General features: G+C 54.9%; 25 protein-coding genes and 1 tRNA gene. 14 read left to right on the forward strand and 12 right to left on the reverse strand.

Annotation, left to right across the window (positions count from 1 at the left end):
• Window positions 1–6: 6 nt before the first annotated feature.
• The 7 genes from PVA48_RS01835 to hisA form a co-directional block, all read right to left on the reverse strand.
• On the reverse strand, window positions 7–999 hold the full coding sequence (locus PVA48_RS01835; protein WP_102728887.1) for an HAD hydrolase-like protein: 993 nt from the start codon (window positions 997–999) through the stop codon (window positions 7–9).
• 22 nt (window positions 1,000–1,021) lie between these two features.
• Complete coding sequence (locus PVA48_RS01840) at window positions 1,022–1,492, reverse strand: RsmE family RNA methyltransferase (protein WP_423232153.1); 471 nt, start codon at window positions 1,490–1,492, stop codon at window positions 1,022–1,024.
• A 32-nt stretch (window positions 1,493–1,524) separates the two neighbouring features.
• Window positions 1,525–1,728: an RNA methyltransferase PUA domain-containing protein gene (locus PVA48_RS01845; protein ID WP_423232154.1), complete on the reverse strand. Its 204-nt coding sequence runs from the start codon at window positions 1,726–1,728 to the stop codon at window positions 1,525–1,527.
• Between the two features lie 51 nt (window positions 1,729–1,779).
• Window positions 1,780–2,937: a molecular chaperone DnaJ gene (dnaJ, locus tag PVA48_RS01850; protein ID WP_102728889.1), complete on the reverse strand. Its 1,158-nt coding sequence runs from the start codon at window positions 2,935–2,937 to the stop codon at window positions 1,780–1,782.
• 24 nt (window positions 2,938–2,961) lie between these two features.
• Window positions 2,962–3,516 (reverse strand): nucleotide exchange factor GrpE, encoded by a 555-nt coding sequence (locus PVA48_RS01855; protein WP_022396157.1) that lies wholly within the window; start codon window positions 3,514–3,516, stop codon window positions 2,962–2,964.
• A 135-nt stretch (window positions 3,517–3,651) separates the two neighbouring features.
• Entirely contained in the window at window positions 3,652–3,942 is a 291-nt protein-coding gene (locus PVA48_RS01860) for a DUF167 domain-containing protein (RefSeq protein ID WP_102722583.1), read from the reverse strand.
• On the reverse strand, window positions 3,939–4,730 hold the full coding sequence (gene hisA / locus PVA48_RS01865) for a phosphoribosylformimino-5-aminoimidazole carboxamide ribotide isomerase (RefSeq protein WP_102728890.1): 792 nt from the start codon (window positions 4,728–4,730) through the stop codon (window positions 3,939–3,941). Before hisA ends, PVA48_RS01860 begins: the two co-directional genes overlap by 4 nt.
• A gap of 147 nt (window positions 4,731–4,877) precedes the next feature.
• Here hisA and PVA48_RS01870 point away from each other — a divergent pair, with 147 nt between their 5' ends.
• From PVA48_RS01870 to PVA48_RS01895, 6 genes are all read left to right on the forward strand, one after another.
• Window positions 4,878–5,330 (forward strand): hypothetical protein, encoded by a 453-nt coding sequence (locus PVA48_RS01870; protein ID WP_102722585.1) that lies wholly within the window; start codon window positions 4,878–4,880, stop codon window positions 5,328–5,330.
• Window positions 5,331–5,535: 205 nt separating this feature from the next.
• Complete coding sequence (locus PVA48_RS01875) at window positions 5,536–5,772, forward strand: hypothetical protein (protein ID WP_146021173.1); 237 nt, start codon at window positions 5,536–5,538, stop codon at window positions 5,770–5,772.
• A 183-nt stretch (window positions 5,773–5,955) separates the two neighbouring features.
• On the forward strand, window positions 5,956–7,332 hold the full coding sequence (locus PVA48_RS01880; RefSeq protein ID WP_146021174.1) for a hypothetical protein: 1,377 nt from the start codon (window positions 5,956–5,958) through the stop codon (window positions 7,330–7,332).
• A 50-nt stretch (window positions 7,333–7,382) separates the two neighbouring features.
• Complete coding sequence (locus PVA48_RS01885; RefSeq protein ID WP_423232155.1) at window positions 7,383–9,599, forward strand: ligand-binding sensor domain-containing protein; 2,217 nt, start codon at window positions 7,383–7,385, stop codon at window positions 9,597–9,599.
• Window positions 9,600–9,622: 23 nt separating this feature from the next.
• Window positions 9,623–9,817, forward strand: a complete 195-nt coding sequence (locus PVA48_RS01890; protein ID WP_423232156.1) for a hypothetical protein — start codon at window positions 9,623–9,625, stop codon at window positions 9,815–9,817.
• Window positions 9,807–10,202, forward strand: coding sequence for a hypothetical protein (locus PVA48_RS01895; protein WP_146020139.1), 396 nt, complete (start codon window positions 9,807–9,809; stop codon window positions 10,200–10,202). The genes PVA48_RS01890 and PVA48_RS01895 overlap by 11 nt, the downstream gene beginning before the upstream one ends.
• Before the next feature lie 56 nt (window positions 10,203–10,258).
• Here PVA48_RS01895 and PVA48_RS01900 read toward each other — a convergent pair whose 3' ends face one another.
• Complete coding sequence (locus tag PVA48_RS01900) at window positions 10,259–11,275, reverse strand: hypothetical protein (RefSeq protein ID WP_102722588.1); 1,017 nt, start codon at window positions 11,273–11,275, stop codon at window positions 10,259–10,261.
• Window positions 11,276–11,486: 211 nt separating this feature from the next.
• Here PVA48_RS01900 and PVA48_RS01905 point away from each other — a divergent pair, with 211 nt between their 5' ends.
• From PVA48_RS01905 to PVA48_RS01925, 5 genes are all read left to right on the forward strand, one after another.
• Complete coding sequence (locus PVA48_RS01905; RefSeq protein ID WP_022396162.1) at window positions 11,487–12,083, forward strand: bactofilin family protein; 597 nt, start codon at window positions 11,487–11,489, stop codon at window positions 12,081–12,083.
• Between the two features lie 72 nt (window positions 12,084–12,155).
• Window positions 12,156–13,655, forward strand: a complete 1,500-nt coding sequence (locus tag PVA48_RS01910) for a polymer-forming cytoskeletal protein (protein ID WP_423232157.1) — start codon at window positions 12,156–12,158, stop codon at window positions 13,653–13,655.
• Window positions 13,656–13,674: 19 nt separating this feature from the next.
• Window positions 13,675–15,294 (forward strand): hypothetical protein, encoded by a 1,620-nt coding sequence (locus tag PVA48_RS01915; RefSeq protein ID WP_423232158.1) that lies wholly within the window; start codon window positions 13,675–13,677, stop codon window positions 15,292–15,294.
• A gap of 76 nt (window positions 15,295–15,370) precedes the next feature.
• Window positions 15,371–16,366 carry an IdeS/Mac family cysteine endopeptidase gene (locus tag PVA48_RS01920; RefSeq protein WP_102722591.1) on the forward strand — a complete coding sequence of 332 codons (996 nt, stop codon included), beginning with the start codon at window positions 15,371–15,373 and terminating at the stop codon, window positions 16,364–16,366.
• Window positions 16,367–16,495: 129 nt separating this feature from the next.
• On the forward strand, window positions 16,496–17,638 hold the full coding sequence (locus PVA48_RS01925; protein ID WP_180971835.1) for a tetratricopeptide repeat protein: 1,143 nt from the start codon (window positions 16,496–16,498) through the stop codon (window positions 17,636–17,638).
• A 159-nt stretch (window positions 17,639–17,797) separates the two neighbouring features.
• Here the strand turns inward: PVA48_RS01925 and PVA48_RS01930 are convergent, their stop codons facing one another.
• From PVA48_RS01930 to argC, 3 genes are all read right to left on the reverse strand, one after another.
• Window positions 17,798–18,244 (reverse strand): YkgJ family cysteine cluster protein, encoded by a 447-nt coding sequence (locus PVA48_RS01930; protein WP_418386117.1) that lies wholly within the window; start codon window positions 18,242–18,244, stop codon window positions 17,798–17,800.
• 67 nt (window positions 18,245–18,311) lie between these two features.
• Complete coding sequence (argJ, locus tag PVA48_RS01935; protein ID WP_022396168.1) at window positions 18,312–19,565, reverse strand: bifunctional glutamate N-acetyltransferase/amino-acid acetyltransferase ArgJ; 1,254 nt, start codon at window positions 19,563–19,565, stop codon at window positions 18,312–18,314.
• A 32-nt stretch (window positions 19,566–19,597) separates the two neighbouring features.
• Window positions 19,598–20,641 (reverse strand): N-acetyl-gamma-glutamyl-phosphate reductase, encoded by a 1,044-nt coding sequence (gene argC / locus PVA48_RS01940; protein ID WP_102728893.1) that lies wholly within the window; start codon window positions 20,639–20,641, stop codon window positions 19,598–19,600.
• A gap of 102 nt (window positions 20,642–20,743) precedes the next feature.
• On the opposite strand from argC, the gene PVA48_RS01945 reads away from it, so the two are divergent.
• The 3 genes from PVA48_RS01945 to PVA48_RS01955 all read left to right on the forward strand — a co-directional run bounded on the left by PVA48_RS01945 (window position 20,744) and on the right by PVA48_RS01955 (window position 23,162).
• A tRNA-Pro gene (locus PVA48_RS01945) sits at window positions 20,744–20,820 on the forward strand.
• A 357-nt stretch (window positions 20,821–21,177) separates the two neighbouring features.
• On the forward strand, window positions 21,178–21,948 hold the full coding sequence (locus PVA48_RS01950) for a phage tail protein (RefSeq protein ID WP_102728894.1): 771 nt from the start codon (window positions 21,178–21,180) through the stop codon (window positions 21,946–21,948).
• A 260-nt stretch (window positions 21,949–22,208) separates the two neighbouring features.
• Window positions 22,209–23,162 (forward strand): retropepsin-like aspartic protease, encoded by a 954-nt coding sequence (locus tag PVA48_RS01955; protein WP_102728895.1) that lies wholly within the window; start codon window positions 22,209–22,211, stop codon window positions 23,160–23,162.
• A gap of 23 nt (window positions 23,163–23,185) precedes the next feature.
• Here PVA48_RS01955 and PVA48_RS01960 read toward each other — a convergent pair whose 3' ends face one another.
• Window positions 23,186–24,253, reverse strand: coding sequence for a glycosyltransferase family 2 protein (locus PVA48_RS01960; protein WP_102728896.1), 1,068 nt, complete (start codon window positions 24,251–24,253; stop codon window positions 23,186–23,188).
• Window positions 24,254–24,290: the final 37 nt, after the last annotated feature.

Genomic DNA, 24,290 nt, shown 5'->3' on the forward strand with positions numbered 1-24,290 from the left:
CCCCTTTTACCGGTGCCGTGAAACATGCACCGTCACGGAGACGCTGTCCGTCCGCGGCAGGATGAACTTGCGCAGGGTGACGATCACGTGACGCGCGCCGAACTCCTTCAGGCAAACCTTTCCCATGTCCTCCGCCAGCGTTTCCACCAGCTTGCGGGGTCGCGCCATGGCTTCCGCCCTCAGGGCGCGGGCGATGGAATCATAACAGACGGTCCTGGAAAAATCGTCGTTCAGGCCAGAGAGGGCTTCATCCGGATAAAAAGTGATATCCGCCTTCAGGGTCTGCATAGAGGCGCGTTCCTCCTCCGGCACGCCGATGAAGGTATCCAGCTCCAGGCCGTTGATGTTGATGGAATCCTGCGTATCTGAAGGCAGGGCATAGCGGCGCATCAGCGTGCGCAGGACAAGCAGGTCCGGAACGATGATGTCCGGCCTGGCCTTGGAAAGCTGGGCAGCGTCATTATAGCCGGTCAGCACGGCGATGGACGTGATGCCCGCATGGTGGGCCGTCTCTATGTCATGCTGCATGTCCCCGATGAACGCGGTTTCATGGGCATGCAGCCCGTGCTGGGCCAGCAGGGTGTGGATATGGGCGTCCTTATGGCGGATGCCCGCGTGAATGGCTTCAAAATATTCCATCATGCCCAGCTCCTGGCACTGGATGTCGAACTCCTTGGCGTCCACGCTGGTGAGGATAAAGCAGCGCACGCCGCGCGCGCGGCAGAACTCCAGGAATTCCCGCGCGTTCGGCAGCACCTCCACCGGCGCGTTGGAAACGCGGAAGGCGTACCGGAAATGGTCTTCCAGTTCATTCAAATCCGCCTGGGGCAGCACGCGGGCATAATAGTCCGGATAGGGAAGCTGGAATTCCGCGCGGAATTCATCCCTGTCCATGCAGGGTTTTCCGTACTGGGAAAAAACGTAATTGGACGCGTCCAGCGTCAGGGCCAGGTCATCCACCAGGGTGCCGGACCAGTCGAAAATGAGATTCTTGAACATGGGAATGCGTATCGGGAAAAACTCAGTCCAGGGCGTACCGCATGGCGGCCAGCCCGAAGAAGGCGGCCGTCTCCACCCGGAGGACGATGGGGCCAAGCGTAACGGGAGAGAATCCGGCCTCCAGCGCCATGGCCGTCTCCTGGTCCGTAAAGTCGCCCTCCGGCCCCACCAGCAGGGCAGCACTCCGCACGGAGCGGGAGCGGGCTTCTTCCAGCACGTCCCTGACCGGGCGCACGCCGGGCACCAGGGAGGCGATCACGTTCAGCCCTTCCGGCGCTCCGCGGCGCAGCCATTCCGCAAAGGGAACGGGAGACGCAACCTCGGGAAGCGTGTTCTGGCCGCACTGCTTGCAGGCCTCCAGGGCGATGCGCTGCCACTTCTGCCTCTTGGCCTCCGCCTCCCGCGCGTTCAGGCGCACGATCGTGCGGTCCGTCAGGAGCGGAACGATGGCGGAAACGCCCAGTTCCACGGATTTCTGAATGATGAGGTCCATGTTGGCTCCTTTGGGGACCGCCTGGCACAGCGTCAGATGGGCCAATTCCGGAGCGGGAGGACATTCCTCCCCGGAGCCAGCAGCACCCCGGAGCTGCGCGGAGGTTCCGCCACCACGGCATGGGCGGCGCGGCCGCGGCCGTCAAAGACGACGCAGGAATCACCCTGTTTCAGGCGCAGAACCTTGGCGGCATGGTGCGCCTCATCCCCGCGCAGCTCCCAGGAGGAGCGGCCCATTCCGAAGCCGGGAGGTAAAAGCGAGCCATGCGTGAAAGGGAAAAACGGACCTTACTTGTTCTTCAGGTAGCGCGCCGCCTTGTCGGCAAACGCCACGCAGGCCGGCTGGTTGCGCTTCTCATCCACCGTGGAGGCAAAGGCGTTCAGCTTGTCCATCTGGTCCTTGGTGAGCTGGGTGGGGATTTCCACCTCCACTTCCACCAGCATGTCCCCTACGTCCGAACTGCGGAGGGCTTTCATGCCCTTGCCGCGCAGGCGGAAGATCATGCCGTTCTGCGTGCCTTCCGGCAGCTTGATGGTGGCCGCGCCTTCCAGCGTGGGAACCTTCAACCTGCCGCCGGAGACGGCCAGGGAAAGCGGAACCGGAACCGTGCAGCTCAGGTCGTTGCCTTCCCTCTGGAAAATATCGTGAGGTTTTACGTCAATAAACACGTGCAGGTCCCCGGTGGGGCCGCCGTGCACCCCGGCATCCCCTTCCCCGGCGATGCGGAGCTGGCTGCCCGTGGCCACGCCTGCGGGAATGCGGATGGTGATGTGGGAATCCTCCCTCACGCGCCCTTCCCCGCGGCAGGCGGGGCACGGGTCCGAGATGATTTCCCCGGTGCCGTGGCAGGTGGGGCAGGTGGACTGCTGGACGAAAAAGCCGCTCTGCTGGGTGATGATGCCGCGCCCCTGGCAGGAGGGACACGTCTTGAACGCTTCCTTTCCATCCCGGGCTCCGGTGCCGTGGCAGGCCTTGCAGGTCACCAGGCGCTCAATCTCCAGCTTCTTGGTGCAGCCCTTCGCGGCTTCTTCCAGCGTAATGTCCAGGTCATAGCGCAGATCGGAACCGGGCCTCTTGGAGGATCTCTTCTGGCCGCCGTGGCCACCGCCGCCGAACATGTCCGCAAAACCGCCCATTCCGGAAAACATCTGGGCAAAAATATCCATCGGGTCCTGGAACCCGCCTCCGCCATAGCCGCCGCCCGCGGCGGGACCGCCCTGTTCAAAGGCGGCATGGCCGAAGCGGTCGTAAGCGGCCTTTTTGTCCGCATCGGAAAGCACCTCGTAGGCCTCTCCCAGCTCCTTGAACTTCTCTTCCGCGGAAGGATCGTCCGGATTGCGGTCCGGGTGGTACTTCAAGGCCAGCTTGCGGTAGGCCTTCTTGATCTCATCATCAGTGGCGTCCTTGGAAACGCCCAGGATCTCGTAATAATCTTTCTTAGCCATGTGGCGTGAATGTTAAAAAAACGGTCAAACTTGCGGTTCGGGTTCCGGAGTCTCGGCCACCACGACGTTTGCCGGGCGCAGAAGCCTGTCCTTCAGCTTGTATCCCTTGCGGATGACGCGGAGCACGGTGCCTTCAGGCTGGTCGGAGGGTTCGCGCTGGAGGGCTTCCTCCGTGGCGTGGTCAAACATGCTGCCCACTACCGGTTCAATGGCGCTCACGCCATTGCTGGAAAGAAATTCGTCCAACTGCTTCTTCACCATGCTCATGCCGATGTAAATCATGGAGGCGGTGTCCGCGCTGGCCGCCGCCATGCCCATTTCAAAATTGTCAATCACCGGCAGCAATTCTTCCAGCAGGCGCTGGTTGGCAAACTTGGCGCATTCTTCCTTTTCCTTCACCATGCGCTTGCGGTAATTGTCATATTCCGCGGCAGTGCGCATGGCGGTATCCCTCCATTTAAGCAATTCCTCTTCCAGGGAAGCTTCCGCTCCTTTTTCCTCTGCGGGGGCGTCCTGGGCCTGTTCCAGAACTTCCTGCTCTTCCGCTTCCGCGTTCTTCTCTTTCTCTTCGTTGCTCATGCGGACAATGTAGATACTTTTACCGAATGCGTCAACGGCCTGCTAAGACATGGATGACGTTTGACGCGTGATGACCGGAACATGATGCAACTCATCTACGCAGAAAAGGGAATGGCGGCTTTCCGGCCAGCCTCCCTAAGCTTCCGGAACGCCTGCCTCAGGCAGCAGCCGGGCAAGCTTTTCCGCGCAGCCGTCCGGCAGCTCCACCACTTTCAGCCGGGCTGACTCTCCGCGCAGCAGGCTGACGGCGGACCGGGGAACGTCCAGCCAGGCGGACAGGAACAGGATGACGGCCCTGTTCGCCTTCCCCTCCACGGGAGGCGCGGCAATGCGCAGCTTCAGCACGCGTCCGGCACGGGGATCGTCCTCCCAGCCCGCGGCTTCGCTCTTCTTCGCGTTGGGAATGACTTTCAGGGCCAGCTTCATGCCTTGCGCCTTTCCGTCCCGGATTTCCCGCTTTGCCTCGCCACCAGGTCCGCGTACCTGATAAGGCCGCCCCCGAACAGGTCCAGGGCGCTCCCCGCCGTGGCGTCCATCGCGCCGCCGCTCAGGGCGTCTATCTCGTCAAAATCCTGAATACGGCTGATTCCGCCGGCATAGGTCATGGGCAGGCGGCGCCAGCTTCCCAGCATCTCCACCAGTTCCCGGTCAATGCCCGTGCAGAGGCCTTCCACGTCCGCCGCATGGATAAGAAACTCCGCGCAGTGCTCCGCCAGCATGTCCAGCGTCTCCGCCGTCACCCGGAGCTCCGTCAAGGTCTGCCACCGGTTCATGGCCACGGCCCAGCCGCCCGGAACCCTGCGGCAGCTCAAATCCAGCACCAGGCGTTCCGCGCCCACGGCGGAAACAAGGTCCTTAAGCTTCCCCTCCAGAAATTTCCCCTCCGCATCAAACAGGCAGGAGGTGACGATCACATGGCTGGCTCCGGCTGAAATCCATTCCTTCGCGTTCCCCGGCGTTATGCCGCCGCCTACCTGGAGGCCGCCCGGCCACGCCGCCAGGGCTTCCCGCGCCGCAAGGTCGTTGCCGGGTCCCAGCTTGATCACGTGGCCGCCGTGCAGGCCGTCCCTGCGGTACAAATCCGCATACCATGCCGCGCCGCGGTCGGAGACGAAATTGGTGCGCAGGGAAGCGCCGTCCTGCGTCAGGGAACCGCCCACGATCTGCTTCACGCGCCCGTCATGTAAATCAATGCATGGTCTGAATCTCGTCACGCGGCCACTTTGCCCGCCCTATCCCCGCAGGTCAAGAAGGGATTACCCTCCGGCGCCGTCCGGAAAACGGGCGCGGAAAATTACACAAAACAGTCCCGGGCCTCCGCTTTACCGGATAACCGCCCCTGAACATCATTCAAGAAGCCGATGAAAAACAACCTCGTCAAAAACAACCTCCTTTCCTACTGCGCCGGGAGCGCCCTGTTTGCCCTCCTGGCCTTCCCACCTTCCGTTGCGGAAGCCGGAATCCATCTGCACGGTGAAATCCGCATGGCCCCGGGAGGACAAGTCAGCCTCCTGTATGACTCCTCCGGATTCCCTATCTGGGGCTATTCCGCATGCGGCCGGCCCATTTACGCCTATTCCCCCGCAGGCATGCCCATCTACGTCATCAGGGGCATCTACCGCGGCTGCTACGTTCCCGCCTGGAATCCCAGGCCGCATTATCACGGCCCCTTCTGGCCTGCGGGCGTCTGCCGCGGACGCCGCTCCGCGCATCCGCAGCATGGAATGGCGTACCCGTCTCCCCGTCCGCATTGCCGTCCCTACCGCCCCAGGCCCCCTTACGGCGGACTTCCGTCCCATTTCCGCCGCCGATGATTCCATCTATTTCTTGATTCTCTTCTGCACTTTTGAAACAAAAAAATTGATTGTCAATCAGAAAAAAATGTTTGACAATTTCTCTTTTTCATTGATAGTCTTTGGATAAGGATGTGTGTTGGCACCCATATTACAAAAATAGATGCTTTAAAAAAGTCAGATACTAATCTAAACGCTATCTTTCATACCAAATTTTATCAAAAATATGGTAAAAAACTTCCTCTACATTTTACTTTCTATTTCTCTACAGATTTCATCTGCAGAAGTTCCTGCAGAAGTAAAAAGTGCATTGCATAGTGGTAGTGCGCGATTAGTGAGTAATGTAACAGAACGGGTAATTATTCAGACAATTGATGCGAAAACACTAAATGAAGAATCTCTTAACTCCCTTTTAGAAAACAAAGATATTGAGCATGTTTGTTATATCAATAGATTTTTTTAAAATATAACCAAGAAAAACAATTGTTTTATTGAAGCTCTTCAAGATAATGAATTTTGTAATTTTTTATTAAAAAATCCAGTTATCTTTCAGCAACTCGCAAAAGCCAACCGGGGTAATAGCGGTACTCTTAATGTCATTAGAGAAATTTGGCTAAGAGAAAACAAAAAGCTTGAGGGAATTGATTTGGTCTCTGCTTTAGGATGCGGACTTGAAGCACATCCAGAATTAAAAGAAGGACTTGAACAAAGTCTGGAGAGATATGAATTTTATAAAAAATCAAGAAATAATGGAGATTTATTTAAGCAATATGATCATCTAAACGCTTGGGAAATGGCAATTCTCTACCACCACCATCATAACGTTGAAGATTTGGAATGGGGACAGAGATTTAGTAAAACTAGAAATAAATTCAAATCAGAAAGTGCAGGCAGCGCAACTCAGTTCATTCCCTACAGAGAAAAAAATAAAAACGGAGTCAGTATACATGCCGGAGCTCCATTTTATGATTACAAACCAACGACACTAGCTATTTTAAATGAATATGGAGGTGTTTGTGGAGCAGTTTCTAAAGGAGCTGCAGGTTTTTTAGCGTCCCGCGGCGTTCCAGCTTATCCGATCGGACAACCAGGACACTGTGCTTTTGTATACAAAAATCTATCTGGTGAATGGGTCATCGGAAATAATATTTATGGCTGGGTTTGGTCCGGGGGCCACTCCGGTTGGAAACTTCCTGGGAGTTCAAATATGTCTCCATGGGAAGGACCTCCGGCAATAATTTCTTCCTTTGTGAGATTTGAGCAATTAAATGAAGCAAGAGATTCGGAATTATGCCGGGCTTACTCCAGCTTAAGCAAAAACAATATTAATAAAAATATTTTATCCCGTAAAGCTATCGAAAAAGCATATGGTAAAAATATTGCTGCATGGCAGGATTTTATTTCTATGCAATCCAGACAGATATCCACTGAAAAGAAATATCAGTTAGCTCAAAAAATTGTATACTCATTCCGTAAGGATCCTATAGCAGCACAATATCTTCTTGATCAATTCATACCATTGAATCTTAAAAAACAAGATAAATATAAAATAATTTCTCAAATTATACAAAAAGAACGAGTAGAAGACTCCGCCATTCAGTTGTACATGCAATCATTTTCAAAATGTTTGGCAAATGATATTCCTGAAATAAAAGGTAAAGTAATATATAATGTGCATAAAAGGCGTATATTTTATAGTGACTGGCTTTTATACTACAAAACCAATAAAATAAAATTTTCAACCAAAAAGAAAACCTTAATTATCTTGGAACAAGCTATTGAAGGATTATTACCCAACAGCTCCGAGTCAATCAAACATCTCAAATTCTATGCTGAATGTCAAAAACTGTGGAATGATCCACGATTGATTGAACTCGGAAATATCTTCTTAAAAAGACTTCTCAAGGAGGAAACCGATAATATCACAGGGATAAGAAATGAATTGATCAAAGTTGGAATTGATATAGCTACTCTTTCAAAAAATAAACATGATCTGGAATATTACCATTCCCTGCAAAAATAAATATTAGAAATAGCCATGCCAATTAATATTAACTTTTTAATTAGATAATTATGAAATTACATCAGAGAATACAAAGAATTTTAATCGCGTGTCTGATTTCTTTATCATCAGTCTATGGAAAAGATCGGACTATAGAATTTTCTGACCAACTGCCGCCGTGTCCCGCAGAATATCTTACTGATTGCCTATTAGCTTCTGATGGTTCAATCTGGATAACGAGCGAAGGACAGGGAATCTACTGTCTGAAACCTTTGGAAAAAGCGCAAGCGGGAAAAGAAAGCTGGTTGGACATATCCTATTATCATGGTCTTAAAAAAGAAACCAATTATTATTCCATTGCTGAAGATAAACAAGGTCGCATCTGGGTTGGCACGGATAATGAAGGGGTATCAGTATTTAATGGAGAGAAATGGAAAACCTACAATCGTGAAAATGCTTTGCTCGGTGAACGTATTTTTGACATAGCCGTATCTCCTGTAACTGGAGACGTTGCTATTGCTACCTCCGGTGGAGTGAATGTCTTTAAACCACAAACGAATCAATGGCTCAATCTAACGCGTGCAGAGGGTTTGGTGGAAGATCAAGTAGAAACTCTTGCCTATGATGATAAAGGAAACCTTTGGCTGGGTTATGCATGTGGAGGTGTTTCTCAATTATCTGAACAACAGAATTATAAGATTATCAATACTGAACAGGCAAAGTGGTACTGGGACAAAGAGAACCGGGTACGCCAACCTATAGAAAGTTTTGGTTCAGGTCTTCCTTCGAATTTATGTAATACAATATTGCCAACAAAAAAGGGCGATATCCTTTTAGGAACTAACAGTGGCTTGGCCTTCAAAAAAGGTACAAGTAGTTGGAAATACCTAAGGGGAGAAGATTGTCGTGACAAAAACCAGGGATTATGGAATGTCAAAGTGGACCGGGATATTTCTTCCAAAGCAGGAGTGTCGCTCCTACCGGAGGACTATGTTACTTGTTTAGCGGAAACCAAGGAAGGATGGTGGATTGGATTCCGCCAAAAGGGAGCTGTTTTAATTAATCCGCTCAATCTGAAAAAAAATAAATTAGGTATATTCCCAAAAAATATTAAGAATCCCTTTGTGAAATCGTTGCTTACTTTACCAAACGGAAGCGTATATGCAGCAACGTATGGACATGGCATTATCAAAATACACGAAGAGAAGAAAAGAAATCAATTAAAAGTCGCTGAGAGAGAGGATTTTCCATCTTTCCCGCCTATTCCTTCTATTAAAACTCGTGATGAACTGAATCAAGAAGCAGTTAAACTTAACCAAGTTGTTGATGAGGAAAACAACCATAAGGTAAAAAAAATCCCCTATGCTGTCGCATGGAAAGAGGACTGGGCGACAAAAGGAGATTGGTATGGATATTACGGCAAAGATTATGCTCTCCTGTGCGGGACCTGCAATATGGGAAATGATATTATAGCCAATTTGGATGTTAAAATTGATAGCAATCAAATATTAGGATTTCATAAGCAGAAAGAAGATTCTTTGTCTGTACGTCCCCATAATGATAATGCGTCATTAAATCCTAATGTACTATTTAATCCGAAAACAGGTACGCGTATAGCAACAGAATGGTCCGATAATGGAGAAGAATACGCATCTAAATTTGATGGGCCCGATATTTGGACAAGTATACAAGTACCAGAAGGATACCATTCTTGTTCACTGTATTTTTATAATTATCAAGGTAAAGATCATAATATAGGAACTTGGAGGGATTTTATTATTGAAGTTAGATCCGGAAAACTTGATGAAGGAGAAAAAATTCAAATGGCTCCAATTCTTGCACGTAGCCGAGTGAAGGATTTCCATGGTAGTGGTGTCTACAAAACATTCATTCTGTCCGGTCCCGAAACTTACAGCATACGAATTCTTAATAATTATTCAAGCGATGCTATACTAAACGGGCTTTTCATTAGCCGCATGGATCTTTTAAAAGAAAAAATGAATAGTATATTTAATAATAAAGATGTTTTTCTTCTTAATAAAAAAATCCCGATTACACCAAAGGGAATTTCTCAAGAAAGAAGTTTTCTCTTATCTTTATACCGCCACTTGAATGCAATAGAAAAAGAAACAGAATTTAAAAAAATATTGAATATATGGACATCGGAAGATCATGAAGCAGTGCAAAAAAAATTCTGGAAGAGTGGTATCACAAACAAGATGAATATGCTATATACAGGTCACAAGAATTCTTTCCATTTAGTCCTAGAACATTACCTCTCACTGTAGATGAATGCGAAGTAATTGAATACATGGGTCTCGATTGGAAAAGTTATCTACCAAACAGTAAAGTTAAACCAAAAATTGAACTGGTAGAACTGCAAGAGAAAATTTCTTCTATGAGCCAAGCTGAACTAGATAAATTAAAAAATCAATACCAGAAAAAACTTATAGAAGAAATCTCGAAATCATACAAAAATAGAAATACAAAAGAAAATGAAGACTAAATTATTATGTATCATATTCTTGTCAATCCCAACTGTAATGGCATATGAAATGCGGTTATCAGGGCCAAATATCTGTAAACAAGATACAATATATCCTTATGAAGCTATCATGAAGCGCGAAAATGACGATAAGAAAAAAGGGAATTTGAAAGAGCTAAAATATGAGTGGTTTCTTCCAGGATTTATTCCAGAGAAGGCAGATGAAAAGACTCCAATAGCTAAAGTGCGCACCCCCAAAGTTGAGGCATTTTCTCCCGATCCTAAAAAATGGCCCAAAGCCTCAGCAGCATGTAATGGCAAAGCTATTTGGTCGCGAAGACCAGTACAAGAAGTCAAAACATCTAACCGAATAGATGTAACAATATCTCCACAACAACTAAGGTAAATAATATCAGGGGACTTGCCGTATTCCTATGGCAGTCCCCTATTCTAAGCAAGTTACTATTTATTTGCAACGGAAAGGCCATACCACCCTTCCCCGAGCAGCTTCACCAAGGTGAAGGAATATTCCCCCTTGCGGTTGGGCTCCTTGCTGCGGGAAAGCAGGACGCGCACGCGGAGCATGTCAAGTTCGTCATTAGCGTTCAGCACCCGGTATGGGGAATGCTCCATTTCCTCATTGATTTTAAACAGCATAAACAGTCGCTTGCCCGTTTCCGATTTTCTGGGAACATAAACCATGGGCCGCGCAATGCTGCGCTCCTCCGACCCGTTCATTCCGGGAGCGATCAGCTTGAACGCGTAGTTGTCCTTATTCTCCGACATGCGGTCCCGGATCATCCACACGCGGAATTCCGCGATGTCCTCCCCTTTTCCACGGACAAAATCCTCCCAGTTCACCGGCTGGTAGCGGGCGAACTGCTGCCAGTCCAGCTTCCAGGCGCCATCCTGTCCATCCTTGAAAAAGCAGAATTCCATGTCGGGCGTCTTTTCAAAGCCTATCAGCAGCTGGGCGCAGGGATGCCCCTCCACCTCAAGCACGGCGAAACTTTTAGGCCCCACGGGCTTGCTGGCAATCACCTCAGGCGGAGATACGGCGTAATGCCTGACCATCAAAGGAAGCGATTGCAGGGAATTCCACACGAAGGAGGATTTCTGGACCACGTCCGGAGCGCTCAAATATTTCTGCGCCTCCACCAGGCAATTGCGCAGCAGGTCCTGCCGCTCCATCGGGGGGATGTGGCAGGGAGGCCAGAAACTGTAGTCCACCTTGTCCTTCAGCGTGGCCTGCAATTCCCCGGACAGCATCTCCGGCGTGGCGCAAATCCGCGCGGCGGCCCCTGAATCCCGAGATGCCTGGCGCTTCTGGAGCCAGAAAAAAAGGCCGCCGAAAAACAGCCCCAGCGCCATCATGAAGAAGATGACGGAAAGAATGCGCCCCAGCGCGCCGCCCGCTTTTCCGCCGCTCCTGCGCGCGGCAGGGGAAAGGGGCGGTTTATTGTCAGATAAATCACTCATTTTAAACCGGAAATACCCACAGAAAACAACTGCGGAAGGATGGTCAAACACTACCGGAACGCCAAGGGTAACGCAACGATAAAAAACAGACACATTTTTTTATCCCTTCCGGAGAAAATTGTTTCACATCCACAAGCGGGTGATGTACATTAAACCGGACGAGTTTCAAGAACTCCCACCTTACCTTTCACCCCTCCCTCTTTTTAACGCCATGTTTGGATCATTCACCACCGTTCCCGCCCCCAAGGGCAACAAGAATCCTGAATCCACCCCCAGCTGGATGGACGTAGCCAAGAGCCAGGACACCCCCGAACCGGTTGCGGAAGCCGTACCCTCCCCCGCTTCCTACGCCCCCACTACGCGCGTCCAGCAACTGACCCGCAACGTGCTGAACTCCGACGTGGAGGTTGTCGGCTCCCTGCGTTTTTCCGACGACCTGCTGATTGACGGCACCGTTGAAGGCGACATTTCTTCCGAAGGGGTGCTCTCCGTAGGCCAGAATGCCGTCATCCGCGCGGAAATCAACACCAAGTCCGTCATCATCCACGGCAAGGTCATCGGCAATGTAACGGTTACGGACCGCGTGGAACTGAAAAGCACCGCGGAACTCGTAGGCGACATCCAGGCCGCCTCCCTGGCTATTGAAGGCGGCGCGATCTTCATCGGCCATTCCACCGTAGGCGCCCCCACGGTAGGCACCGCCGGAGCCTCCGCCGCGAAGAAAGCGGCCCCCGTTCATACCTTCACTCCGGAACCGGAAGCCCCCGCCCCGACCAGCCAGAGCACGCTGGACATTGACGCGGAATAAGAAAAACCTTCCACCAGCCATTTTCAGGGGCGTCAAAGGAACGGATCGTTCTTTTGCCGCCCTCTTTGTTCCATGACTCCCTCCTTCCATCCCGTTCCACGGACCAGCAGCGCGCCTTCCGGGAAAATCAGGCGTCCCGCTCCGGCCCCGCCCTGGACGCTCCCGGCAGCCGCGGAAAGGAGGCCTGCGCCCACCCGGGAGGTGGAATGCTTTTCCTGCCGCAAAAACACTTCCGTTCCCGTCACGGCCGTTTCCGCCAGATGCGGGCACTGCTCCGCCTACATCAAGCTGGACGACGTTATCCTGCACAGCAGGACGCACAGAACGAAGGTGCAGACCTGCGGAAGCGTCACCGTGCAGGCCAATGCAGACCTGAAGGGACTGAACATCGAATGCCGGGACCTGGTCTTATACGGCAGGGCGTCCGGCGATTTTCTGTGCCGGGGCGTCTGCAAGATCAAAACGGACCAGCACATCTCCGGCTCCATCTCCGCCCGCAGGCTGGTGGTGGAAAAAAAGACGACGGTGCTGGTCACAGGAGCCATCCAGGTGGAAAACATCTGGATACAGGGTTCCCTGGAAGGAACGCTCACGGCGGATGAAACCGTTACCATCCACCGGCATGCCAAATTCCTGGGGGACATCACGGCGCGCCGCCTCATCATTGAGGAAGGGGGGCGCACCAGGGCTCCTTTACCCGGCTTACGTGACATGAACCTTCCCATCTCCATCCGCGGCGCACGCCAGCACAACCTCCGGAACCTGGATCTGGACCTTCCATCCAACAAGCTGATCGTGTTCAGCGGCCCTTCCGGCTCCGGAAAATCCTCCCTGGCGTTCGACACGCTTTTCTCCGAATCCCGCAGGCGTTTCCTGGATTGTCTTTCGGCACGGGCCAGGCAGGGCATGGAACAGCCGGAAAAGCCGGAGGTGGACAGCATCACCGGACTGCCCCCGGCCCTGTGCCTGGAACAATCCGCCAGGCAGCAGAGTTCTCGCACCCTGCTGGGGAGCATCACGGAAATTCTGGACTACCTGCGCATCCTGTATGCGGCTGCCGGCACTCCCCATGACCCGGAAACGGGCAAGGAACTGGTGCGCAAAAGCCCGGACCAGATTACGGAGGAACTCGTCTCCCTGCCGGAACAGACGCGCCTGGTCCTGGCCGCTCCGGCGGAAGCCCTGCTGGCCCAGGATCCTGCGGCGACTCTGGGCGACTTCCAGCGCCAGGGCTTTCTGCGGGTCTATTGGAACGGGGAAATGCAGGATATTGAGGAAATAGGCTCCCCGGCTCCTCCCCCGCCGGATGCCGCCCTGGTCATCGACCGCATCATCGTCCGCGGGGAAAACACGGCCTCCCGCCTGGCGGACTCCCTCCAAACGGCCCTCCGGATCAATCCGGACGAGGTGCGGGCCATCATCACCAGGCCGGGGAAGAAACTACCGTCCAGGCCTTCCATACCCGCTACCGCAACCCGGAAACGGGCTTCCTGCTTCCCCAGCTTACGCCCCGCCATTTCTCCTTCAACTCTCCACTGGGCGCGTGCCCTTCCTGCCAGGGCTCCGGCCTGAATGAGCGGGAAAAAGGCCCATGCTCCGCCTGCGGCGGCCTGCGGCTCTCCCCCTGGCGCTGGCCGTCACCATGCACACGCCGGACCGCGCCTATAACCTGGCGGAACTGACGGCTCTACCGCTGGAAGACATGGCCGGAGAGCTGGAACGGCTGAAGACGCCCGCCTCCCTGGCGGCGGCGCTGGACCCGCTCATGAAGGAGATCAACAAGCGCGTGCGCTTCCTGAACGAACTGGGCCTTTCCTACCTCTCCCTGGACCGGCAGGCAAACACTCTTTCCGGCGGGGAACTGCAAAGGGCGCGCCTGGCCTCCCAGCTGGGCGGCGGTCTTTCCGGGGTCCTTTACATCCTGGACGAACCTACTGCCGGACTTCACCCCGCCGATACGGACCGCCTGCTCCGCGCGCTCCGGACGCTCCGGGACCAGGGCAACACGGTCCTGGTAGTGGAGCACGACGAACAAATTCTGAACGCGGCGGACCATCTGGTGGACATGGGCCCCGGCTCCGGCACCCACGGCGGCCGTATTCTGGCGCAAGGTCCCCTTCCGGAAATTCTGGAAAACGCCGAGAGCCCTACCGGAGCATGGCTCTCCGGCAAACGGAGCATGCCCGCCTCCGGACACAGGACGGTTCCCACCGGGCATCTGGTCCTGGCCGGGGCGGACAAGCACAACCTCAACAACGTCACCCTGAACATCCCGGTAGGCACGCTGACCTGCATCTCCGGGCCCTCCGGTTCCGGAAAATCCACTCTTGTCCGGGACTGCCTCATTCCCGCGGTCAGGCAGGACATCCCCGGGAAAAAGGGCGTTCCGCGCCGCGTGCAGGGCTCGGAACACTTCAACCGCCTCGTCGTCATCGACCAGTCGCCCATCGGCAGGACGCCGCGCTCCACGCCGGCCACAGCCACCGGACTGCTCCAGGTTCTGCGCCCCCTTTACGCCCAGCTCCCTCTTTCCAAGCAAAGGGGATACACGGCGGCGCGCTTTTCCCCCAACATCCGCGGGGGGCGCTGCGAACGGTGCCTGGGCACGGGCATGATTGAAGTGGACATGAACTTTCTGGGCAACGTCACGATGCCCTGCGACGCCTGCCAGGGCCAGTGCTACAACCGGGAAACGCTGGAAGTCACCTGGAAGGGAAAATCCATCGCCCAGGCGCTGGCGCTGACGGTGGATGAAGCGGCGGAATTCTTCTCCTCCCTGCCCCGGGCCGCCGCTATCCTGAAAAGCATGCAGGACGTAGGCCTGGGATACCTCAGCCTCAACCGCCGGGCAGACACCCTCTCCGGCGGGGAATCCCAGCGCATCAAAATAGCCGCGGAGCTGGCCAAGGCCCCGGCCTGGAAACTGGCGGAGGACGGCAAGCGCGCCCTCTTCATTCTTGACGAACCTACCAGCGGCCTCCACTTCAATGAAGTGGCCCTTCTTCTGACGGCTCTTTTCCGTCTGAGGGACGCCGGGCACACCATCCTCTGCGTGGAACACCACAAGGACCTGCTGAACGCCGCGGACTACCTGGTTGACATGGGCCCCGGAGCCGGAAGACATGGCGGAAACATCGTGGCGGAAGGAACGCCCGCCGCCGTAGCAGCCATGCCGGAAGCCCCCACGGCGCCGTGGCTTCTCGCCCGTTAAGGAAGAATAATTATTATTATCTTGACGTTTTTCAGGCTTTTATCTAGCAATATGGGAATTCCTCTCTGCTTTTCCGATGAATCCCCGTTCCTTTTCCCTAGCGCTGCTGGCGCTGTTTCTTCTTCCTGAAACACTCCATGCCACGCCCGTATTCCTTGAAAACGTCTCCGAATCCGGCGGATGGTATGACTGCAACAAGAAAACCAAATGGAAGTGGGGCAGCGGTTCCATGACAGACCGTCCTTCCGGCTACTACAGCCCGGACAATCCCGTAGACAGCCAGCTCTGCTGGGCAGCGGCGGCCTCCAACGTTCTTCAATGGTGGCAGAATACCAGAAGCGACCTCTCACCTACGACCCCCAACGGAAAATCCTCCACTTACGGCAACATGCCGGAAGCCTGCCAGCTGCGCATTTACCAAACCCTGGCGACGAGCTGGACTGACAAGGGAGGGTCCGTGGAACAGGCTTACAACTGGTGGTTCAACGGAGGAATGCTTCCCTCCGCCTTTTATGGGACCGACTCCACAATCAGGGACAACCCCTCCTCCGAAGGAGGCTACTGGAAAGAGCTGAACCTGACCGTGACCTACGACAAGTGGGGAACGCCGGACAACACCCCGCTATTCAATTCCTACACCTTCTGGGAGGGCGATACCAGGGACGGAATCTACAGCGTTTTGAAAAACAGCATCAACAACAACTGGGGAACCACGCTCAGCATCGGCGAGTACGGAACCGGCCACGCCATCACCATGTGGGGCTATGATATGGACGCGGACGGGAACCTGATTATCTACCTGACGGATTCCGATGACTATGCATTGGGAATGTTCCGGCAGAAAGTTATCGTGGACGATGAGAAACACATCTATCTGACCAGCGTGGACGGTGAAAACAACGTGTACGGCTATAATTACGGTGAAGCAGGCCTGACCGGCACGCGGCTGGGCGAACTTCAAAGCTTCACCGCCCCGCTGGGAGACCTCAGGATTCCGGAACCCGGCACTGGAATTCTCTCCCTCTGCGGCGTATTCCTTGCCGTGTCCCGCCGCAGGCGCATCCTGCGGTAAGGCCATCCGAACTCCTTTCTCTCAAAAACGGGTCTTGATTCTTGCCGGGGAAATGTGCAGAATCGGGAAACGCATAAGTTCAGAAGAGCATGAATTGTTCCAATGTTCTCCAGTGCGGTTACCTGTGAAATGAATGACGCTTCCAACAACCACGGCGAGCTGGAAAGCACCGTCTCGACCTATTCCGTCGACATAGAAACCCTTCAGCAGATAGCCCTGAAAGGAGACGCCCAGGCACTGTTTCAACTGGCGATCAGTTATGAACAGGGGCGCGGGGTAGCAGAAAACCAGCAGGAAGCCTTCTACTGCTACCAGCAGGCGGCGGAACTGGGCCACGTGACAGCCCAGCTCAACCTTGGCTGGGCCTACTCCAACGGCATAGGCGCCCCGCAGGACAATGACAAAGCCTTTTACTGGTACCGGAAAGCCGCCGAGCAAGGCCATCCCACCGCGCAATTCGACCTCGGATTCTGCTATATCAACGGGCTGGGCGTGGAAAAAGACGAAAACCAGGCCATCACCTGGTACAAAAAAGCGGCGGAACAGGGTCACGCGGTAGCCCAGCTCAACCTCGGCTGGATTTACGCCAACAGCGCCAGCCAGAAAAACTGGGAACAGGCCGTGTACTGGTACAAGCAGGCCGCGGAACAGGGGGATCCCCGTGCCCAGTACAACCTGGCCTGGTGCTACGGCAATGGAAGCGGCACTCCCCGGAATCCGCAAAAAGCCGCCTACTGGTATGAGGAGGCCGCCATGCAGAACCACGCTACGGCCCAGTATAACCTGGGCTGGTGTTATGAAAACGGTTTCGGCGTGCAGCCGAATATCGACAAGGCGCTGGTATGGTACCACAAATCAGCCCTCCAGGGCCAGATCACGGCCCAATACACGCTGGGCTGGTGCTACGGCAACGGCCGGGGCATGGAAGTGGACATGGCCAAAGCCGTCCACTGGTACACCAAGGCCGCCGAACAGGGCCATACAACGGCCCAGCTCAACCTGGGGTGGTGCCACCTGAACGGCAAGGGAACGCCCGTCAACCGGGAGGAAGCCTTGAAATGGTATCTCAAGGCGGCGGAACAGGGCAACGCCACAGCCATGTTCAATGTGGGCAACTGCTACGCCCACGGCTACGGCATTCCGCAGGATGACGAACAGGCGGCGGAATGGTACCAGAAAGCCGTCAGGCACGGCAACAAAAAGGCCGCCAGCGCCCTGCGCCACCTGGCCTCCAAGCAGGAAAAAGAGAAAAAACCGGATGCGGAGGCCTGAAAAAACGCTTCTTCTTTTTACAAGAATCGGAGAATCCCTTTTCGCAGCGCAGCAGCCATCAAAAAACGCAGGGAAAAAACATATCCCCATGGCTTAAAGAAAAAACGTCCGCCTGGGATTGAAGGCCCCCGGCCTTCATCAAGAAGCCGTTGCATTCCATCACCGCCGCCTCTTCCTCCCACCGTCCGCCGGGCCTTTCCGGGACAACCTTTCCACCGCCTCCGGTAGCCGTGTTGCGCCATCGCCGCCCAGCACGACGTCAATATCCTCAAGAGCGCGAATCAGATCAATCACTTCCCGCCGGGGCAAGGCCCCACCCGCAGACATGCAGAAATGAGTGCGGCACGCCAGCGGCCTTCCCTGGTAAATCATGCACTTCCCCTGCCCGTTCAGAAATGGGCAGCTTCCGTCCGGCGGCAGCTCCACGCGCGTGCGTCCGGCGGCGCGCCACGCCTTCCAGGCCATCCACGCCTCCCCCAGCGTCACATGCGGCGTCTCTCCTGTCAGCCGGAACCGGCAACAGTCCGCCACGCCCGTGCAGGAACGCTGCGCCCGGGAAGCCCGGAGAGCGCCTTCATCCAGAAGGCGCCGCACTTCCATCAGCATTTCAGCGGAGGGAACAGCTCCTCCGCTCTTCCATGACGGCACTTTCCCGGTGCCATGACTGCGGCGGTTAATGCGTCAGGCCATCGGCCTTCGCCTGGTTCCAATACGCGTACTCGGAACGGTTGAAGTCCACATACTCCGGAGACAAATCCGTGGTGTACACCGTATGGGAAAACTCGCCCCGGTTCAAATTGATATCCACCTGGAATGCGGAAACCTGCACGGCCTGCCGCAAATCGTCCGACGGAGTATCCGCCTGCATGCCGCCGCGGCAGGCGGCCAATCCGGCGATGTCGATGTCGATCTTCTCTTCATCCACCTTCGCACCGCAATAGCCCACGGCATGGATAATGCGTCCCCAGTTGGGATCGTTCCCGTTCCAGGAACTCTTCACCAGGGATGACTTGGCGACGGCTTCCGCCGCCTTCTTCGCTTCATCCTCCGTACGGCCTCCGGTCACATGCACGGTCACAAACTTGGTCACGCGTTCGCCGTCCTGCACGATATGCTTGGCCAGCTCCAGCATCACATGGGCCAGAGCCTGCTGGAACGCGTAAATATCTTCCGGGGATTCCAGCTTCACGCCGGAAGCGCCGTTCGCCATCACCAGCACCGTGTCGTTCGTGCTCATGTCGCCGTCGATGGTGATGCAATTGAAGGAACTTTTCACGCCGGACTGCACGCACAGCTCCAGCACGTCGCGGGAAATGCCCGCGTCCGTCGTAATAAAGCACAGCATGGTAGCCATGCAGGGATTGATCATGCCCGCGCCCTTGCAGCACGCGCCGATGCGCACGGGCCTGCCCTGCACCATGAACTCAATGGCAATGATCTTCTCCTTCGTATCGCTGGTCATCACGGCCTGGGCCACCTCGTGCCCCTTGTCGCGGGAAAGGCCTTCCGCCAATTCCGGGAACTTCGGGTAAATGCGCATCATGGGCATCGGCAGGCCGATCACGCCGGTGGAGCACACGGCCACTTCCGCAGGCTTCAGCCCAAGAAGTTCCGCAACGCTCCTGCACTCGCCCCTGGCGTCTTCCACACCCTGGGCTCCGGTACACGCGTTCGCATTCCCGCTGTTCGCCACGATGGCGCGGATATTCCCCTTCCGGAGGTGCTCCCGGCTCACCTTCACGCAGGCGGCCTGCACTCGGTTGGTCGTGAACGTGCCTGCGGAAACGCAGGGTTCCGTGGAATAAATCAGGGCCAGGTCCAGGCGCGTGGCCGTAGGCTTCTTGATGCCGCAGCTTACGGCGCTCCCCACAAAGCCCTGAGGCGCGCAAACGCCCCCGTCAACCGGAATATAGGATGAATCATTCATCGTCTTGAAGTGCCTTCCAGCGTATCAAAAAACTACAGGACCCACAAGCCTTCCGTTTCATCGAACCCGCACATGATATTGAAGGACTGGACGGCCTGGCCGCCCGCGCCTTTCACCACATTATCCTCCGCGCTCATCAGAATCACGCGGTTCGTCCGGGGATCATGGGCCCAGCCGATGTCCACGCAATTCGTCCGCGTCACATTCTTGGTATCCGCAGGCTGGTTGCGGCCCAGAAGGCGCACGAACGGAGCCGCCGCATAAGCTTCTTCCAACAGGCGGCCGACGGACTCGGGATCCGCTCCCTTCTTCACCCTGGCCGTAATGGTGGAGCAAATGCCCGTATTCACGGGAATCAAATGGGGGGTAAAGGACATCACCACCGTCTTCCCGGCGGCATGGGAAAGCTCCTGCTCAATCTCGCTCAAATGGCGGTGCTTCGGCACGCCGTAAGCATGGAAACTCTCATTGCACTCGCAGAACAGCAGGGGAATGGACGCCTTGCGCCCTGCGCCGCTCACGCCGCTGCCGGAGCAGACCACGACGTCCTCCGGCTCCAGAATGCCGGCCTTGAACAGGGGAATCAGGGGAAGAAGGATGCTGGTGGGATAGCAGCCGGGGGAAGCTACGATGCGCGCCCGGGCAATCTCCTCCCTGCGCCACTCCGGAAGGCCATACACGGCCTCCTGCATCAGGGCCGTATCCGGATGGGCGTTGCCGTAATACTCCTCGTACACTTCCGGGCTGTCCAGGCGGAAATCCGCGCTCAGGTCAATCACGCGCACGCCGCGGTCCACCAGGCCGCGGGCATAGGAAGCGGCCACGCCATGCGGCAGCGCCAGGAAAGCCACCTCCGCGCCCGTGGCGGCAATCGCGTCCACATCGGAATCCGTAAACTTCAGGTCGGAACCCGGAACCTGCCGGAAACGGGGAAACACCTCCCACAACGGCTGTCCGGCATACTGGCGGGAGGTAGCGCACACCAGCTTCACTCCGCGGTGATTCAACAGGATGCGCAACAACTCCTGTCCGGTGTAGCCACTGGCCCCGACGACTGCAACTTGAACTTGCTTCATGACAAAAAAGATATGCTATGAAAAAAGACTCTTGCCAACACTAAAGTTTTCCTATATACACCTCGCCGTCGCAAGACACGGCCCCGGTCGGTCCGATTTTATCGGGTTGTAGCGCAGTCTGGTAGCGCACCTGCATGGGGTGCAGGGGGTCGCAGGTTCGAATCCTGTCAACCCGACCACTTTTAACCGCTGTAAGTTGAAAAGCTTACGGCGGTTTTTCATTTTCAGGCATATTGAAATAATTGCCGTCCACCTGCCTCTCAACATCATGGGGATGTGGGTCTTTCTATCCATGAGCCCGCGTCAATGCGGAAAAATTAGGAAAAGGAGAAAAGCACGTGGAATCGTTGTATTCTGCCCATTTGGCGTTTCCGCCTGACGTTGCATGCGGGATGACTTCTTTTTGAAATACATGCAAATTCCTTTCGCAAGGTGTCTGTCCTGAAACAGGTTCCCGAATAATCAGGAGATATGTATCCCAGGAAAAACAGGATGTTCACCAGCCGGGGTTATCCCGAACCAATTAGACAACAATCATGAATGAGATTATCACGATTAACGGAATCCTGATGACCACGCAGAATGAATTTTCCGCTCATGCAGGAAACGCAAGCATTCACGTCACGGCACAGGAAAAGGAAAAATGGAACTCAGGCGGTCAAGGACCTAAAGGAGACAAGGGCGATCCGGGAGCCCCGGGACCGGAAGGCCCCCAAGGCCCCAAGGGTGAACCCGGCATCCAGGGCCCTGCCGGTCCACAGGGCCCCAAAGGGGACAAGGGAGATAAAGGGGATGCAGGTCCCGAAGGTCCGCAAGGTTCCAGCGTGCCTCCTGGCTGCTTCATGTGGTTCTGCGGCAGCACAGCCCCGAACGGCTGGCTGGAATGCAATGGCACGACTCTCCAAATCAGTCAGTATCCGGAATTGTACGCGGCAATCAGCACCACCTATGGCGGCGATGGCGTAACTACCTTCGCCCTTCCCGACTTGACAAGAGACAGCGGGTTGTTCATCCGTTCCACTTCTACAGAGAGAACTGTAGGCAGCGTGCAAGGGGATGCCATCAGAAACATTAAAGGAGCCTTTGGATTTTTGGGAACTGGTAAATCTCAAGGCTGGGCGACTAATTTAGAAGGCGCCTTCGGGTATATCCAAGACACGACAAATCGAAACACAGTTTCTATGTCAAGTACTGGCACGTTAAACAATACTACTAAACAATGGACTTTTGATGCATCCAAATCTGTACCCACTGCTGAAGAAAACCGTCCCGTCAATATAGCCTTCATGCCAGTCATCAAATACTAAGACAAATTTCAAGGACAGTCCTACGGACCGTTTCAACCGCTGCAGGTACCAACCTGCAGCGGTTTTTCTTTTTCAAAGAAAATCCTGGCCGCCTCTCCATGCGATAAAAACCATTCTCCAAATAAAGGATTCTTCTTTTATATTGTTAGCTCTTGAAGCCTTTGCTATAGAAACGGGCATCCGTTGGCCAGCCAGTACCACCAAATGCTCCAGCCGCCTGTTCCGGAAAAACAACTTCATTGACACAGGGAGTAACTCATATGAAAAAAATCCTGTCGTTTCTCACCATTTCACTGGTTTCCCTTCTCTCCGCCCAGGGAGCGAATACCCCCAGCGGCAGCATTCCCTTTGAGCTGGGCACTGCCAGCCGTATTTACGTGAAGGGGAGCGTCAATGGCAGCCGTCCCCTGCGTTTTCTTTTTGATACCGGAGCCACATCCATGGTCATCAGCACCAATTCCCTGAAAGGCGTTCCAATGGAATTCAACGAGACCGTCGTCAACCATGGCGCCACGGGGTCCGATGAAGTACGCGGAAGCACGGAGAACAAATTCACCATCGGGGGACGAAGCCTGGAGCACGTTCCCTTTATTGCCATTCCCTATTCACCGGACCAGTGGGACGGCGTGCTGGGCCTCTGGTTCATCCAACGGCAGGTAACGGAAGTGAATTACACGGACCGGAAGATTTACCTGTACCCGCACGGTTCCTATACGCCGCCGGCGAATGCCATCCGCCTGAAGATTGAGTACGTGATGGGCGTTCCGATTGTCCCCGCACAAGTGACGGTCAACGGAAAAACCCACCAGCTCCGTTTATCCGTGGATACCGGCTCCGACCGCGTTCTGGACCTCAATACGCCTTTCATCAAAAAACATCATTTGCTGGGCAGCCAAAAGCCCTTTTCCACTTCCCGCATTTCCAGTTCGGACTCCCATACCGGGGTTCTGGAAAACGTCATGTTCGACAGCATCCAACTGGGCGGCTGCAAGCTTCCGCTCATCCCCGGCGCCTTCTCCACCGTCACCAGCGGTATTCAGAGCATCGCGGAAATGGACGGCGTCATGGGCAACAACCTGCTGAAACGGTTCAACATGGTCTATGATTCCCGGGAAGGGTATATTTACCTGATTCCCAACAATCTGCTTTACACTCCGTTTTATGATTGCCTGCTCCGCCCGCAGCCGGACGCGGCCTTTTCTTCCAGAAAGTAAGGCATTCCGGCACCACCCCTACCCTACCGGGCGCTTCCGCGCAGGTTGATGATGCGGGTGCAGAGGTCCACCAGCCTGTTCCCCATGCGGGAATGCAGGACCCGGTAGATGCCGAAGAGGGCGCACCGCACGCGGAGATCGTTCCCCTTGGCAATGTGTCTCAGCAGGCGGAAGGGGGATTCCGGGGATTTGACGAACTCACGCCATTCATATTTGTCCAGCAGCGCCCGGACGGCGTCCAGGGCCTCCTTTTTTTCTGCCGCCGTCTGGTTCAACAGGTTGGAGGAAAAGAGCTGGATACTGCCGTTCAGCCAGTTCAGCACCGTAATCCCGGCTCTTTCCAGCACGCCCTGTTCCCGGTAGGCCGCCGCAATCAGGTCGATGCGTTCCAGAGCCGGATAAAAGCCGGAACCCTTTTTGTCCGGGGCCTTGTACACGTTCACCAGGGAGTCCGGGCGGGTAGGACGGTAGATGTACAGGCAGTCCGGTATTTTCACGATTCTTTTCACATAGGGCTGGAGCAGGTTGTTGAAGAGGGCGTCACTGCCCTGCTTCATTCCGGACCGGAAGCGAAGACCCGTCTTTTTCAGGAATTCCGCCCGGTACAGCTTGTCCCAGCACAGTTCGCTGAACGGCCCCATCGTCGTGAAGTCATAGTTACCGCAATGCCATTCCGGGCATTGCAGGCCGTTGAGCATGCTCCAGCGGACGGAGAGGGGCATGTCCCCCGCAATCGTCGCCCCCATGCACGCCACGTCCGCCCGGTATTCCTCCGCCGCCAGATACAGGCGCTGGAACATGACGGGGGAAATGTAGTCGTCCGGGTCCACAAAGCCGATGTATTCCCCGGAAGCCGCATCCAGCCCGGCGTTCCGCGCCGCCGCCACGCCCGCATTCGGCTGGTCGATGACGACGAACCGTTCATCCGCGGCTTCATATTCCCTCAGGATGTCCAGGGTTCCATCCCCGGAGCCGTCGTTGATGCAGATGATTTGAATGTCCCGGAGCGTCTGGGCACAGACGGTATCCAGGCATTTTTTCATGAAGGGGGCTACGTTGTAGCAGGGAATGATGATGGAAACGAGCGGCATGTTTTTATGAAAATAAAGGTTAGCATGATGAAGAAGA

Source organism: Akkermansia sp. JRP_AM1 (assembly GCF_049262625.1).
GTDB classification, from domain to species: domain Bacteria; phylum Verrucomicrobiota; class Verrucomicrobiia; order Verrucomicrobiales; family Akkermansiaceae; genus Akkermansia; species Akkermansia massiliensis.

Excerpts from the sequence above, each read along its gene's own strand:
- PVA48_RS01835 (WP_102728887.1), bottom strand. The coding sequence starts at position 999 with ATGTTCAAGAATCTCATTTTCGACTGGTCCGGCACCCTGGTGGATGAC.
- PVA48_RS01840 (WP_423232153.1), bottom strand. The coding sequence starts at position 1,492 with ATGGACCTCATCATTCAGAAATCCGTGGAACTGGGCGTTTCCGCCATC.
- PVA48_RS01845 (WP_423232154.1), bottom strand. The coding sequence starts at position 1,728 with ATGGGCCGCTCCTCCTGGGAGCTGCGCGGGGATGAGGCGCACCATGCC.
- dnaJ (WP_102728889.1), bottom strand. The coding sequence starts at position 2,937 with ATGGCTAAGAAAGATTATTACGAGATCCTGGGCGTTTCCAAGGACGCC.
- PVA48_RS01855 (WP_022396157.1), bottom strand. The coding sequence starts at position 3,516 with ATGAGCAACGAAGAGAAAGAGAAGAACGCGGAAGCGGAAGAGCAGGAA.
- PVA48_RS01860 (WP_102722583.1), bottom strand. The coding sequence starts at position 3,942 with ATGAAGCTGGCCCTGAAAGTCATTCCCAACGCGAAGAAGAGCGAAGCC.
- PVA48_RS01870 (WP_102722585.1), top strand. The coding sequence starts at position 4,878 with ATGAAAAACAACCTCGTCAAAAACAACCTCCTTTCCTACTGCGCCGGG.
- PVA48_RS01875 (WP_146021173.1), top strand. The coding sequence starts at position 5,536 with ATGGTAAAAAACTTCCTCTACATTTTACTTTCTATTTCTCTACAGATT.
- PVA48_RS01885 (WP_423232155.1), top strand. The coding sequence starts at position 7,383 with ATGAAATTACATCAGAGAATACAAAGAATTTTAATCGCGTGTCTGATT.
- PVA48_RS01890 (WP_423232156.1), top strand. The coding sequence starts at position 9,623 with ATGGGTCTCGATTGGAAAAGTTATCTACCAAACAGTAAAGTTAAACCA.
- PVA48_RS01895 (WP_146020139.1), top strand. The coding sequence starts at position 9,807 with ATGAAGACTAAATTATTATGTATCATATTCTTGTCAATCCCAACTGTA.
- PVA48_RS01900 (WP_102722588.1), bottom strand. The coding sequence starts at position 11,275 with ATGAGTGATTTATCTGACAATAAACCGCCCCTTTCCCCTGCCGCGCGC.
- PVA48_RS01905 (WP_022396162.1), top strand. The coding sequence starts at position 11,487 with ATGTTTGGATCATTCACCACCGTTCCCGCCCCCAAGGGCAACAAGAAT.
- PVA48_RS01910 (WP_423232157.1), top strand. The coding sequence starts at position 12,156 with ATGACTCCCTCCTTCCATCCCGTTCCACGGACCAGCAGCGCGCCTTCC.
- PVA48_RS01915 (WP_423232158.1), top strand. The coding sequence starts at position 13,675 with ATGCTCCGCCTGCGGCGGCCTGCGGCTCTCCCCCTGGCGCTGGCCGTC.
- PVA48_RS01920 (WP_102722591.1), top strand. The coding sequence starts at position 15,371 with ATGAATCCCCGTTCCTTTTCCCTAGCGCTGCTGGCGCTGTTTCTTCTT.
- PVA48_RS01925 (WP_180971835.1), top strand. The coding sequence starts at position 16,496 with ATGAATGACGCTTCCAACAACCACGGCGAGCTGGAAAGCACCGTCTCG.
- PVA48_RS01930 (WP_418386117.1), bottom strand. The coding sequence starts at position 18,244 with ATGCTGATGGAAGTGCGGCGCCTTCTGGATGAAGGCGCTCTCCGGGCT.
- argJ (WP_022396168.1), bottom strand. The coding sequence starts at position 19,565 with ATGAATGATTCATCCTATATTCCGGTTGACGGGGGCGTTTGCGCGCCT.
- argC (WP_102728893.1), bottom strand. The coding sequence starts at position 20,641 with ATGAAGCAAGTTCAAGTTGCAGTCGTCGGGGCCAGTGGCTACACCGGA.
- PVA48_RS01950 (WP_102728894.1), top strand. The coding sequence starts at position 21,178 with ATGAATGAGATTATCACGATTAACGGAATCCTGATGACCACGCAGAAT.
- PVA48_RS01955 (WP_102728895.1), top strand. The coding sequence starts at position 22,209 with ATGAAAAAAATCCTGTCGTTTCTCACCATTTCACTGGTTTCCCTTCTC.
- PVA48_RS01960 (WP_102728896.1), bottom strand. The coding sequence starts at position 24,253 with ATGCCGCTCGTTTCCATCATCATTCCCTGCTACAACGTAGCCCCCTTC.